General features: G+C 47.0%; 11 protein-coding genes. 5 read left to right on the top strand and 6 right to left on the bottom strand.

The window, feature by feature from the left end:
* Window positions 1-21: 21 nt before the first annotated feature.
* Entirely contained in the window at window positions 22-2088 is a 2067-nt protein-coding gene (locus tag GJR95_RS34605) for a DEAD/DEAH box helicase (protein WP_162390199.1), read from the bottom strand.
* Between the two features lie 526 nt (window positions 2089-2614).
* Between GJR95_RS34605 and GJR95_RS34600 the strand changes: the two genes are divergently transcribed.
* Complete coding sequence (locus GJR95_RS34600) at window positions 2615-2845, top strand: DUF2905 domain-containing protein (RefSeq protein ID WP_162390198.1); 231 nt, start codon at window positions 2615-2617, stop codon at window positions 2843-2845.
* On the opposite strand, the gene GJR95_RS34595 is transcribed toward GJR95_RS34600, so the two are convergent.
* On the bottom strand, window positions 2814-4376 hold the full coding sequence (locus GJR95_RS34595; RefSeq protein WP_162390197.1) for a hypothetical protein: 1563 nt from the start codon (window positions 4374-4376) through the stop codon (window positions 2814-2816). The two genes, GJR95_RS34600 and GJR95_RS34595, sit on opposite strands and share 32 nt — an antisense overlap.
* A 97-nt stretch (window positions 4377-4473) precedes the next feature.
* Entirely contained in the window at window positions 4474-5280 is an 807-nt protein-coding gene (locus GJR95_RS34590; protein ID WP_232540960.1) for a sugar phosphate isomerase/epimerase, read from the bottom strand.
* Window positions 5281-5630: 350 nt separating this feature from the next.
* Here GJR95_RS34590 and fbaA point away from each other — a divergent pair, with 350 nt between their 5' ends.
* On the top strand, window positions 5631-6710 hold the full coding sequence (gene fbaA, locus GJR95_RS34585; protein WP_162390196.1) for a class II fructose-bisphosphate aldolase: 1080 nt from the start codon (window positions 5631-5633) through the stop codon (window positions 6708-6710).
* Window positions 6711-6780: 70 nt separating this feature from the next.
* On the opposite strand, the gene GJR95_RS34580 is transcribed toward fbaA, so the two are convergent.
* Both GJR95_RS34580 and GJR95_RS34575 read right to left on the bottom strand, forming a co-directional pair.
* On the bottom strand, window positions 6781-7359 hold the full coding sequence (locus tag GJR95_RS34580; RefSeq protein WP_162390195.1) for a hypothetical protein: 579 nt from the start codon (window positions 7357-7359) through the stop codon (window positions 6781-6783).
* 186 nt (window positions 7360-7545) lie between these two features.
* A complete protein-coding gene (locus tag GJR95_RS34575) occupies window positions 7546-7956 on the bottom strand; it encodes a DoxX family protein (protein WP_162390194.1) in 411 nt (136 codons plus the stop codon).
* A gap of 260 nt (window positions 7957-8216) precedes the next feature.
* Here GJR95_RS34575 and GJR95_RS34570 point away from each other — a divergent pair, with 260 nt between their 5' ends.
* Window positions 8217-10436, top strand: coding sequence for a bifunctional alpha,alpha-trehalose-phosphate synthase (UDP-forming)/trehalose-phosphatase (locus GJR95_RS34570; protein ID WP_162390193.1), 2220 nt, complete (start codon window positions 8217-8219; stop codon window positions 10434-10436).
* A 35-nt stretch (window positions 10437-10471) separates the two neighbouring features.
* Here the strand turns inward: GJR95_RS34570 and GJR95_RS34565 are convergent, their stop codons facing one another.
* Window positions 10472-10660, bottom strand: coding sequence for a hypothetical protein (locus tag GJR95_RS34565; RefSeq protein ID WP_162390192.1), 189 nt, complete (start codon window positions 10658-10660; stop codon window positions 10472-10474).
* Between the two features lie 226 nt (window positions 10661-10886).
* On the opposite strand from GJR95_RS34565, the gene GJR95_RS34560 reads away from it, so the two are divergent.
* Together GJR95_RS34560 and GJR95_RS34555 are read left to right on the top strand one after the other, a co-directional pair.
* The gene (locus GJR95_RS34560) at window positions 10887-11567 is read left to right on the top strand and encodes a response regulator transcription factor (RefSeq protein WP_162390191.1); all 681 of its coding nucleotides are present in this window, start codon (window positions 10887-10889) and stop codon (window positions 11565-11567) included.
* A gap of 36 nt (window positions 11568-11603) precedes the next feature.
* Window positions 11604-12995, top strand: coding sequence for a sensor histidine kinase (locus tag GJR95_RS34555; RefSeq protein ID WP_162390190.1), 1392 nt, complete (start codon window positions 11604-11606; stop codon window positions 12993-12995).
* Window positions 12996-13037 lie beyond the last annotated feature (42 nt).

Here is a 13037-nt window from a genome sequence, read left to right as displayed (position 1 = left end):
TCGCTATAATCAAGCTGGCTATCAGCGTGCTACTTCAATATTTACACGGCGTCCTTTGATCGTATTGCCTTCCATAACGTCAAGAACGCGGTTGGCTACATCTTTAGGAACATCGACGTAAGTGAATTTGTCGAAGATATCGATGCTGCCGATGGTGTTGCCTGGAATATTGGCTTCGCCAGCAATGGCACCAACAATATCGCCTGGACGAACGTAATCCTTACGGCCAATGCTCACCATCAGACGAGTCATGTTTGCGTCACGTTCACGCGGTGCCCGTTGTTCGTCACGGTCAAAGTAAGGCTTACGGTCGCGGTCTGGTCCATCAGCACGTCTGGCCCGATCACCGAAAGCTGGCCGGTCGCGGTTGCCACCCCGATCACCGAAGCTTGGCCGGTCGCGGTTACCACCCCGATCGCCATAAGACGGCCGATCTCTATCGCCAAAACGCGAACCCCCGCGGTCACCACCACGACGATCATCGAAACGGCCTGGTGCATCACCACGGCCACGATCGGCGTATTTGTCACGGCCCGACCGACGATCATCTTCCAGACCAAGATTTTGATCGGCAAATTCGTTTTTCTCGAGACCCATGCTGCGTTTCACCAGAGCCGCCACGATTTGTTCGGTCGAGAAGCCTGCGTGTTGCAGTTGGGTAAGCATATCCGAATACAGGTTCAGATCCTGGCTTTCCTGAATCGCCTGCTGGATTTGCTCGATAAAGCGAGCTTTCCGAACACCTACGATGTCTTCGAAAGACGGAATTACACCTTTTTCAACCTTTACTTTGGTATAGGTCTGAATTTCGCGGAAGCGGTATTTTTCGTCACGACCGACCATCGAGAACGCCCGGCCTGATTTGCCAGCGCGGCCCGTCCGGCCAATGCGGTGTACGTAATATTCTTCGTCGAGCGGAATATCGAAGTTGATAACAGCATCGACATCGTCAACGTCGATACCACGAGCGGCTACGTCAGTAGCAACCAGAATGCTGGTCGTACCGGCACGGAACTTACTCATGACGTTATTCCGCTGTGCCTGACGAAGGTCACCGTGTAAGCCTTCTGCCTGATAACCACGAATTTGCAGATCTTCGACGATCTCGTCGACCTTACGCTTCGTATTACAGAATACCAGCAATAGTTTCAGGTCATACATGTCGATCAGACGGCACATTACCTCAACTTTTGCTTTTGGCTTCACTTCAAAATACACCTGCTCGATATTGGTATTGGTCAGTTCACGTTTGACGACCTTTACCAGAACAGGGTCTTTCTGGAATTTCTGAGTGATCTGCATGATCGGCTTCGACATCGTAGCCGAGAACAGGATCGTTTGCCGCTCTTCGGGCATGTCGTCCAGAATGTTCTCGATGTCTTCGCGAAAGCCCATATCCAGCATTTCATCGGCCTCATCAAGAATCATCATCTTGACGTGGTCGAGTTTAAGCGTATTGCGTTCCATGTGGTCCATAACACGACCGGGCGTTCCGATCACGATATGAACTCCACTTTTAAGGGACCGGATCTGCCGTTCAATGGAGTCACCTCCATAAATCGCTTCGATACGGACACCCCGCTTGTATTTAGCTAGCTTTTTGATTTCTTCTGCTACCTGCAGAGCCAGTTCACGGGTTGGGCAAAGAATAAGTACCTGAACCGCACGGTCCTGCACATCAATCAGATCAAGAGCAGGAATACCAAAAGCGGCTGTTTTACCAGTTCCGGTTTGAGCCTGACCAATGACGTCGCGACCTGCCAGAATTGGTGGAATCGCTTCGGCCTGAATTGGCGACGGGCTAATGAAGCCCATATCGGTAACAGCCCGTAATAGGTCTTCTGAAATATCAAGGCTTGAGAAAAGGATCTGGTTAGGATCGACTTTAGGCGTACCGGTTGTGTCGGGTGTAGTGGCTGCTACAGGTGTATCTTCCACAGATATAACTTCCGCCACGGCGTTCTGTATTTCTGTATTGGCTACAGGTGTTTCCAGATCGTTATTGTCTGTTTGTGCCACTTCCATTACCGATTGATCAACGGTCAGCGTTTCGTCCTGACTATCAGTGTTCGTTTTTTTCGTTTTCATTAACTTGGGAAAAATGTAGAATTAATCATCCAAGCGAAGACGAGTCAGTGCCTGTGAACGGCGCGATAATGCGAGAATTGCCCAACGAACGATTGCCCCAACGACCCAACAAGGACCACACTCCCGACCTATCTAAAGGGAGAAGACAACAAACCAACAACTGGCCCGAACAATTAGACGATTAGCCCACGCGCAAGTGCCCCACCCGGGAGCGTCCACACAGAAACCCATCCTGTACATCCATACCGGACTCTGTCAGACCTAACTCAGCGTGTAAAAAGGAGAGAAACAGAGATACGACGGATGTCGCTTGTAAAATCTAGTGCAAAAGTAAGAAAAAATTCCTTGAAAAGCAAGTGAGCGCTTAAATAATTGTATTTATTTTAGAATCGGGTTTGTCAGGGGGCTATTTCTTAGCTCAATGATACCTAAAATAAACATTCTGCAATTTTGTGGCCGAGGCTAGAAAGAAAATCGTTCATCAACCGTAAATTATTACTGACTGGAGCCTAATAAAAATGATACAATGAACTCAACCATTGGCAAATACATCCTACTAATCGGAATTGGGCTGGTTCTGGTTGGCCTTGTTGTTTATTTTCTGGGCGATAAACTGAACTGGTTAGGTCGTTTGCCCGGCGACATTCGAATTGAGAATAAAAACGGTGGTGGGTTTTATTTCCCCATAGTCACCTGTATCATTGTCAGTGTTGTATTGAATCTACTTATCGTTCTGATCCGTCGTTTTTTCGGGTAGTTGCATCGGACGGTTTAGCGGGTGACGTCTCAGGCGTGTAAGTCAGTTTATTCAGATAGAAGACTTCACGCTGGCTGGCATAGTTTTTCGACGGAGCAATTTTCTGGAAACCATAAGCCAGAAAATGCCGGTCATACCACGCCATCAGATTTTCGTGGGCCGAAAATGTTATTTTTTCATCCTGTGTATTGGTCTGAAGTTTAAACTTCTCCGTTTCCTTTAACACTTTGCTTCCCTGAATAACTTCCGTAGTGATTTCACCGTCGTTGGGGTAAGCCAGTACCATACGGTCACCCTGGTGCGAAACCTGTACCATTTCTGTCAATTCAGAACTGAGAAGTTCTTTAATTGGAAGACAGTTGTCCCAGAGAAGTTTGCCCTGAATATCGAAACCACAAATGAATGCATGCGTGTAGCGATAACCCTCATAGCGGTCGGCTCCACGCAGATAGCCCCCATAGGCTAATGTGTTGCCGCGATATTGGGGATAATAGACCTCTGCTACCAGTGTCAGACCGTCGGGTGTGGGTTGCAGATCATGAACAAGCAACCGGTAATGGAATTTGTAATCCTTGCCTTCTTCTTTCTTTTTCAAGGCTCTGGCCAACAGTTTCTGCTGCCGATGGGGCTTTAAGAAATTGAAAAAATTCTGTAGCTGCGAAAATTCGATGTACTGAATATTGTTGACCGCTTCGGCCGACGCATCGACCTGATCGCCATGATGGATGCGAGTCACATAGATACCCTGCGAATAGGGCGTACAATCCGTTGAATAATTGCCGACCAGCAGCGACTCGTTTCTGTTGACAGGCAGGAGTTTCCCTGAAATCAGGGTGTATTTGGCTTTGTCGAAATCGACCGTTCGGAGCAGCTTACTGTCGTAAGTATAGGTTCTGATTGAAAACCGGCAATTGCGTTTGGTCGAATGAACCAGCACATTGACTTCCTGCCGGATTTCATCAATTTCCAGGCTACTGATTTCCATGTGATTGACATACATACCTGGCAGCACTTTGGTGGAGCTATCGAAGAAGGAAAACGACATGACAACTGGACGTCCGTGGTGATAGCCACCAACATAAGCCTGGCTTCCCATGACTTTAAACTGCTGTATGTCAAACTGGTCGATCAAGTTGCCCTCGAACGTTTCGATGACACCATCGTCGAGATGCAGGCGCAAAAACTGGAAATGATCCGTATCGTATTCGCGGAAAAGGTGATAAACGTATTGATTGTTATTATAGGAAAGTACGGGCCTGAATTTGATATCCTGTTTGAATTCGGTTCGCCAAGTCTGCTTAAGCTCCGTATTATACCGCTGAAAGTTGAATTTGTTGGGCGTATTATCGTAATAATTTCCAGTCTGAATGGTCATTAGAACGCCCCGCTCGGCCAGCGGTGTTATATCGAACGATTCGGCCTCATTGGGATCAGACGGAATTTCGATCCGCAGCGACTGGGCCAGTTGAGCCCATATCGGACGCAGCGAGATGAACAGAAGCAGGCAGATTATAGATAGAATTCGAGACATATAATCGAATTTACGAAGTCCGGTTTCTATTTAAGAGATACGAAGCAAAAATCTTACCGCACGGCGAATTGGTCTGAAAATAGAACGCGGCAAATCACTACACTTGCCACCGTTTTTTCAGGTAATCTTTCATGAAAACGTTAATATCCCATTGACTGGCAATTGGTTGTTGGGTATACGGAAGCGTTGGCAGATAGCCCGCCGGACCAAACTCGCAGGTAACGGTCAGGGTAGGGGTATTGGCCTTTTGCAGACGGGCACGGATGGCATCCCACCATTTAGCATGGCTTTCGAGCGCATCTTTCCATTCGGGTGCGCGCGGATCATTGACCTGCGGGCCTTCTGGATGTCCGACACGACAGTGAATATGATCACTGACAGCAATGGCTCGGTTAACGTTCTCCAACTGATCGCTCAGGTAAGACTCCGCTACATTTACCCAGTGCGAATAATCGGCAGTTAACCGAAGCTCGGGAACTTTGAGCAGATAATACTGAATAGCCGGGGCACTGTATGAGAACCGTCCCCGGTGGGTTTCGTGCAGAATGCGAACACCAGTTTGTTTCTGAACGTCAGTTGCCACCTGAATTAGCTCGATATTCTGCTCGAAGGTAAAATAGTCGTGGCCCGTATGTGCGTTAATAAACAGCGGTTTATAAGACGCAATGTCGAGCAGATCGTCGTGATATTTCTTCTTGTGTTCGGTAAAATTACTGCCTCCACCAAAGGCCATCAGAATTAACTCAAGGCCGTTGTCGTGCGTAACCTGAACGGCTTCATTGCGTTTATCTGGACCGGCGGAAATTTCCATGCCATCGTATCCGGCGGTTTTCACACGACGGGCGGCTTCGGTGTAGGAGAGGCTTTCCATACCCCACATTGGGCAGAAAAAGAGGGTTTTCAAGAGTATAAAGGCTTAGTTTATGGGGTCAAATGTTGACAGAAAAAAATAGACAGAAAAACAGTCAGGCCGTTGAATCTGACCCGTGCTATGGTTCATAAATGCGCCAATGCTCCGAACCAAAGTCCCGGTTGTTTGTAAAGTTATCAGGGAATGCAGTTGGTTATCCGTTCAATACCAGGTCAGTATAAATAATTTTTAGTTGATAAAAGGCATCTGTGAATGAAAGCGTTGCTACATAATTAGCTTTTTTTTCACAATATCCCCAACTTTACCCACTGAAACCAGATAGGTTGGCCGGTCAGTTTTTCGGCAAACTATTTCTTGAACGAATCCAAAAATTAGCCCTAATCATGAGCGAAGTAGCCACTCGTTTTGCGCCCGGCGTTGTTACCGGAGAAGGCGTCACCGAAATTTTCCGCCACGCCAACGAAAATGATTACGCCCTGCCTGCCGTCAATGTTGTCGGTACAGACTCCGTGAATGCCGTGTTGGAAACGGCCAAAGCTGTTAATTCGCCGGTAATCATCCAGTTCTCGAATGGTGGTGGTATTTTCTACGCCGGGAAAAGCCTTCCCAACGACAAACAACAGGCTGCCATTGCTGGCTCCATTTCGGGGGCTCTGCACGTTCATCATGTTGCCGAACTCTACGGTGTCCCCGTGATTTTACACACCGATCACTGCGCTAAAAAACTGCTGCCGTGGATTGACGGTCTGCTCGAGGCTGGCGAAAAACATTTCGACCAAACGGGCAAGCCACTGTATTCGTCGCATATGCTCGACCTGTCGGAAGAGCCAATCGAAGAAAACATTGAAATCTGCTCGAAATACTTTGAGCGGATGGCCAAAATTGGCATGACGCTTGAAATTGAGCTTGGCGTAACGGGTGGTGAAGAAGACGGCGTCGATAACTCCGATGTTGACGATTCGAAATTGTATACGCAGCCTTCTGAAGTAGCGTATGCTTACGAAGAATTGAGCAAAATTTCGCCAAACTTCACGATCGCAGCTGCTTTTGGAAACGTACACGGCGTTTATAAGCCTGGTAATGTGAAGCTGTCACCAATCATTCTGGACAACTCACAGAAATACATTCAGGAGAAATACGCTACGGGGCCACTCCCGGTTAACTTCGTTTTCCACGGCGGTTCGGGATCGAGCCGTGAAGAGATTCGGGAAGCGATCCGCTACGGAGCCGTGAAAATGAACCTCGACACCGACATGCAGTGGGCAATGTGGGAAGGTATTCTGAACTATTACAAAGCGAAGGAAGGCTATCTGCAATCGCAGCTGGGCAACCCCGAAGGGGCTGATTCGCCGAACAAAAAATACTACGATCCACGTGTATGGCTTCGTAAAGGCGAAGAAAGCATGGTTCAGCGCCTGAAAATTGCGTTCGAAGATCTGAACTGCATTAATCGACTGGCTTAATCAATACAAACGGAAAGAGGCTCGCATTAGTTAATGCGAGCCTCTTTCCGTTTGTATTGATTGAGCAATTTTACTGACCTTTTCCTTTTAAGATCAATTGAATACTTTTTGGTTGCGGTTCTTTAGTCAAGTCAATCGTACCCCCGTTTTGCTTGCCGAGCGATGCTAAGAATATCAGTGACACAGCTCCTACTGAATTTTCTTCTTCAGTGTATACCTTTCTGTCAGTAAGATCTTTGCCTTTTGTCAGATCTACGTTTATACTTGCTAATTCAAGATCTGTCTTGGTCAGCGCATTCACTGACCAGTTAGATGTTACGTTGTCGGCATTGATTAGCACCAGCGTTTTATTGATTAATGTCCACTTGCCCATGACTGGTTTGCTGTCAGACAAATAGGAGAATGAGCCTTCCTTGTTAAAGGTTATGGCATTATCATCACTGACTACACTGATCATATTCCCTTGAGTCTGAGGAATCACGTACGACTTGGCATCGGTCTTGACTGTAAGGTCAGAAAAAGTCCATTTACGGATTAGTAATTCGGCGTTGTTATCAGTCGGAGTTACAGTGCTATCGTCGGACTTGGAACAACCTGCGAGTGTCATTGCCAAAAACGTAAAATACAGTAGGTAGTGCTTGCGTGTCATTGAGAATGGTAGAATGAAAAAATGAAAACTGATTGGCATTTATTATGAATGCTGTGCCAAATATATAGGTTGAAATCATGTTAAATATAATAAGAATAAATAATTGTATATAATAAAAGGTACCTGGCCTTCAAACCAGACACCTTTTATTGCTTAATTCGATATCCAGAAACAGTTGCGGAGTGTTCAATCGTTTGCGGAAACTGCTATTGATTGATTAAAATAAGGCCCGCTGGTTACTCTACTGAACATGAAGTAGGTTACCGTTACCATAATGAATGCAACGATAGCGTCGGCAGTAGCTGAAAAGCCAAATACACTGAGTTTGGAGGCAAAGGCAAAAATGATATCAAAAAATATACCGGCAAACACCCATTCTTTTAACCTAAGCAGTTTGCCAGGAACCAGCAGTACGGCCACCCCTAGTAGTTTGGCAACACCCAGCACATAAATAAAATAGACCGGGTAGCCTAACGCCAGTGTTATGTCCCAAACAATAGGGTTCCGGGTAACTTCAAAAAAACCGCTCGCACCAAACCACAGAGAGGTTAGCGCCGTTCCGATCCAATAAATTGTTTTTGCTGTTTTAGTCGTCATGATTTCTTCTTTTTTTTGTTCAAAATTTGCCCATACCCGCTAAATGGCATAGGTATTTGAACGCTAACCGGACAAAATGAAAGCTGGAATAGACATTCCTGAGGCCGGTTTATTCGCCGGTACGATGGCACGGCTCAAAGGCCTGATTCTATTCTTTAGTTAGTTCTCTAAGGATTTTCTAAGATTTCCTTAAGGCCATTTTAAGTGGATTGCCGCTCTTTTGTAGAAGTACCAGGCTCTTCTTTAGAGCACAAAACGGCATGCACAATCCCAATGAAACGCTTAAACGCCTTATTATTGTAGCCTATCGTTTACCATTCAGTATCAAACAAACGAAAGACGGAGTCACGCTTTTTCAAAATTCGGGTGGACTGGTTTCGGCGGTCCTGTCTATGGCCGAACGAATAAGCCAATCTTCAGATGAAAACGTCCCGAAAATTCACTGGATTGGCCATTGCGACAATCATCTGAAAACGATTCATCAATCAGCATTCGAAAATGAACATTTCGTCGCACACCCGGTATTCGTAGACGACGATGTTCACCAGGCCTTTTATGAAGGATTTTGTAATGACCTTATCTGGCCGCTCTTTCATTATTTTCCTTCCTATGCCTCGTTTCAGGAAAACTACTTCGATGCCTATAAGCAGGTAAATACGCGTTTTCTGGAAGAATTAACGTCCATTATTGAACCTGGTGATCTGGTCTGGATACACGATTCCCAATTAATGTTATTGCCCGAAATGCTGCGCCAGGCAGTGCCTGACGCTACCATCGGTTACTTCTTTCATATTCCATTTCCTACCTACGAAATTATCAAGCTATTGCCCCGCGCCTGGCGACAGGCACTCATCAGCGGTATTCTGGGGGCCGATGTCGTTGGTTTTCACACCACCGATTATGTCCAGCATTTTATGCAGAATGTGTCGGAAGTACTGGCTCTGCCCATTATTGATCAACGGGTCGTACTGGCCAATCGGTCCGTTAGTGTCGGCGACTTTCCGATTAGTATCGACTTTACGAAATTTAATGAACGGAGTCAGGATGAATCCGTCCTTGAAACCCGAGCGCAGTATCAACAACTGCTTCGAGTCAACAAAATCATTATTTCAGTTGATCGACTCGATTATGCAAAGGGGATTACCTACCGGTTGCAGGGCTATGAACGTTTTCTATTGCAGAATCCTGGCTGGCGCAATAAGGTGACCTTTGTTATGACGGTTGTTCCATCTCGCGATAAAATCGGTCATTATCAGGAGATTAAGCGGGAAATCGAGGAAACCGTTGGGCGTATTAATGGTTTGTTTGGCACCATTGGCTGGCGACCGATCGTGTATTCATACCTATCATTGACATTTACCGAATTACTGTCGATGTATACCGCCTGCGATGTAGCTCTCATCACACCCATCCGCGATGGCATGAATCTGGTGTGTAAAGAGTTCGTGGCCAGTCGTTGGGATAATCGGGGCGTATTAATCCTGAGTGAACTGGCAGGAGCTGCTCAGGAGCTTCCCGATGCCTTGATTATCAATCCTACCGATACGCAGGAAGTGGCCACCGCCATTAAAAATGCGTTGACAATGTTGCCGGATGAGCAAGCGCTGCGCATGAAGAAAATGAGACAGCACTTACAAAATCACAACGTTTTTCGGTGGAGCCATAACTTTCTGGCCGCTTTTGCTGCCTCCGGAGAAAATCAACGATCGGATCTGGCCACCAATCTACCCGTTCAGTCCTTCACCGAAGCATTTCAAAAAGCCCATCAGCGTCTATTATTGCTTGATTTCGACGGTACACTGGCTCCGATTGTCAATGATCCGGCTAAGGCACAACTTTCGCCAACCATTCAGCCGGTGCTGAATCGATTAGCCGAAACCAGCGATCTGGTCATCATCAGCGGTCGAAATCGGACATTTTTAGAACACACATTTCAGGGTTTGCCAGTTACGCTGGTAGCTGAACATGGTGCATTTATCCGAAAGCCAGAACAGAATTGGCAAAAACTGGATCTTTCAGATGCTGACTGGGTCGAACCGGTTCTGGCCACGATGAACGAATACACCGACACCTATGCCAACTCGTTTATCGAAGAAAAAGAGACAGCCGTCGTCTGGCATTACCGCATGGCACAGGCCGACGATATCGAAGGAAAGGCCATTGAATTAGCCACCCGTCTGCGTAGTACACCATCGGCTGCCAGGCTAACGGTCATTCAGGGGAATAAGGTCATTGAAGTTAAAACGGCGCGGCATAGCAAAGGAACCATTGCGCAAAAACTTTACGAACAAACCGCTTATGATTTCATTGTCAGCATTGGTGACGATACGACCGACGAAGACATGTTCCGTCAGTTACCGAACTGGGCGTATACGTTGAAAGTAGGTCCCGGCCTGTCTTTTGCGCGATACAGATTAGCTCGCCAGCGGGATGTTGAAATGCTGCTGGAATTGCTGGACGATAGCGAGCAATCCGTCTGACAAAATAAGGCAGTTGCTTGATAATTCAGCCACGTTTAGTCGAAAAGCTGTTCCTGTTTCGCTTCGATTTTCTTTCGGCCAGGTTTGAATCGGTTCATCAGTTTGCGGTAGTGAGGAGGCAACAGACCCGTATTTGACGATTGACATCCGAACCAGGCGCTGGTTAAATAGCTCAGACACCCCGATGCGATAATGAGAACAGCGGCAACAGAATAAACGACCATAATTCGGCTGGTTTATAGCCAGTGTTACTTGCAGAATAGCAGCAGACCAACGTCTGCCCACCAGCTTACTCTGCCCGAAAAGTAGCGGCCATCGATAAGAGCGAGCTTAAACAGAACTTAGAATTTCCTTAGAGCGAATCACCCTTTTGAATTAATCGATAACCAGAATTGAAATACCGTGTTATTGTTACAGAACGATTTTCAACATCGATACCCTCCCGCCGATATGAAACTCCTGGTCATTGAAGATGAACCCAAAATGTTACAGGCTATTCAGCAGGGTCTGGAAGAAAGTCAATTTGAGGTAGATATTGCATATGATGGGTTGATTGCCAAGCGGTTGGCCATGAAGAATAATTATGCTGCCATCATCACTGACGTAATTATTCCTGGCCTGAATGGCTTCGAACTTTGTCGGCAATTACGGGCTGAAGGGTTAACCACACCCATATTATTGCTGACAGCCCTGGGTGAAGCCGAAGATAAAATAGTCGGATTCGACTCCGGAGCCGACCAGTACCTGACCAAACCTTTTCAGTTTGCCGAGTTGCTTGCGCGCGTACGATCGCTGACCAAGCGGGGCACACAGGTTGCTATGACTGCCCAAACACTGCGGTACGGGGGTATAGAAATGAATCTGGATGCCAAAATTGTCAGACGCGACGATCAGCTCATCGACCTGACCGCCCGTGAATTTGCATTGCTGGAATTTATGATGCGTAATCAGGGACGGGTATTATCAAAGCCCGAAATTGCTGAGCATGTCTGGGATCTAAATTTCGATACGGGCACCAACGTGGTAGAAGTGTATATCAATTACCTCCGCAAAAAAATCGACAAGGACTTTCCGAAAAAATTAATTCATACACAATTCGGAATGGGCTATGTATTTAAAGAGTCCGAATAATAAGAATCTGCCACTGGTGCTCCCGCTCTTTTTAGTATGACGATCCGCAATCGATTGGCCATTCGTTTTACGGGATTAGTATCAGCTATTTTGCTGCTAACCTTCGTGAGTGTGTATGCTTTCTGCTGGTATTTTGTCTCGTCAGATTTTTACCGGCGACTCGACCGTAAGGCTAATACGCTCGGCGACATGCTCATTCGGCATCGGTTGGACGCAAAGCTCATTCGGCAGCTTGGCAAAATCCGAAAAGACCAGTTACCCAATCAGAAATATAAGGTCTTTGATGGCCGGGATTCGATTATCTATGAAACGAATGATGCGGTTTCATTGGATGTTTCACCTGATCTGATCTCCTCCATCCGGCAACAAAAACGCAAAGACTTCCGGCAGGGCATTTATTACGTTTCCGGTACACGCTTCATGACGGCTGGCCCACCGGGGCAATCGGGCCTGTATGTCGTGTTGGCCAGCGCCGAAAACACCTACGGCGATGCGTTTCTTCGGCAATTGCTTTGGGCATTGAGCGGCTTATTTTTCCTGTCGGTAGGCATTACTGCCTTTTCCGGCTGGTTTTTTTCGGGCGACGCGCTCCAGCCGATGCAGCGTATGAATCAGAGACTCAACGCCATCTTCCCCGATAATCGGGATGAACGCCTGCCAGTCAAACAGGACGATGACGAAATCAGTCGACTTTCGTCAACAATTAACCGCCTGCTCGACCGGGTGGCCGAATCGTTCCGATTGCAACGCATGTTTGTCGCCAATGTATCGCACGAACTGAAAAACCCACTTACGCAGATCAGTTCTCAACTGGAGGTTAGTTTATTGAATCAGCGTAATCCAGAAGCTTATCGGCAAACTATTCGTTCGGTACTCGATGATGTGACAACTCTCTCGGCACTAACGCATGAACTGCTCCAGCTATCGCAGGTAAATCTGGACAATGCCGCCCGTCTGCTAACCGATACGGTTCGAATCGATGAAATTGTCTGGGACATTCGCGATGAGATCAATGCCGTTAATCCGAGATACCAGGTGCTGGTTGACCTGGGCGAACTACCCGATGACCCCGACCAGCTAATCGTTCGGGGCAATAAAACGCTTCTCTGTACGGCGATCAAAAATGTAACCGAAAATGCCTGCAAATTTTCGCCTGACGGTCAGGCCCGAGTGCAGGTTAATTTTGGCCAGAAAGTGCTACAAATCAGTATTCTCAACAATGGGCCTGCCATTCCGGCTGATGATCTGCCGTATATTTTCGAACCATTTTATCGAGGCAGCCAAACGGCTGAGGTACGCGGATATGGCATCGGGCTGTCCCTGGTGGAACGCATTGTTCGGCTGCATGGGGGGGCGGTGTCCGTATCGTCTTCACCTGGGCAATGGACCATTTTTCGACTGGAAATACCCAGGCACACCTACTTCTAAGCAATTTCTAAGGAGTTTTTCAGCGAATACTAATCCTGTCGG

The sequence above is a fragment of the Spirosoma endbachense genome (assembly GCF_010233585.1).
In the GTDB taxonomy this organism is placed as follows: domain Bacteria; phylum Bacteroidota; class Bacteroidia; order Cytophagales; family Spirosomataceae; genus Spirosoma; species Spirosoma endbachense.
Note: the sequence above shows the minus strand (reverse complement) of the source record. Positions and strands in the feature narration are given on the sequence as shown.

What these genes read in the sequence shown, in the direction of transcription:
- GJR95_RS34605 (WP_162390199.1), bottom strand. Translation starts at nt 2,088, where the DNA reads ATGAAAACGAAAAAAACGAACACTGATAGTCAGGACGAAACGCTGACC.
- GJR95_RS34600 (WP_162390198.1), top strand. Translation starts at nt 2,615, where the DNA reads ATGAACTCAACCATTGGCAAATACATCCTACTAATCGGAATTGGGCTG.
- GJR95_RS34595 (WP_162390197.1), bottom strand. Translation starts at nt 4,376, where the DNA reads ATGTCTCGAATTCTATCTATAATCTGCCTGCTTCTGTTCATCTCGCTG.
- fbaA (WP_162390196.1), top strand. Translation starts at nt 5,631, where the DNA reads ATGAGCGAAGTAGCCACTCGTTTTGCGCCCGGCGTTGTTACCGGAGAA.
- GJR95_RS34580 (WP_162390195.1), bottom strand. Translation starts at nt 7,359, where the DNA reads ATGACACGCAAGCACTACCTACTGTATTTTACGTTTTTGGCAATGACA.
- GJR95_RS34575 (WP_162390194.1), bottom strand. Translation starts at nt 7,956, where the DNA reads ATGACGACTAAAACAGCAAAAACAATTTATTGGATCGGAACGGCGCTA.
- GJR95_RS34570 (WP_162390193.1), top strand. Translation starts at nt 8,217, where the DNA reads ATGCACAATCCCAATGAAACGCTTAAACGCCTTATTATTGTAGCCTAT.
- GJR95_RS34565 (WP_162390192.1), bottom strand. Translation starts at nt 10,660, where the DNA reads ATGGTCGTTTATTCTGTTGCCGCTGTTCTCATTATCGCATCGGGGTGT.
- GJR95_RS34560 (WP_162390191.1), top strand. Translation starts at nt 10,887, where the DNA reads ATGAAACTCCTGGTCATTGAAGATGAACCCAAAATGTTACAGGCTATT.
- GJR95_RS34555 (WP_162390190.1), top strand. Translation starts at nt 11,604, where the DNA reads ATGACGATCCGCAATCGATTGGCCATTCGTTTTACGGGATTAGTATCA.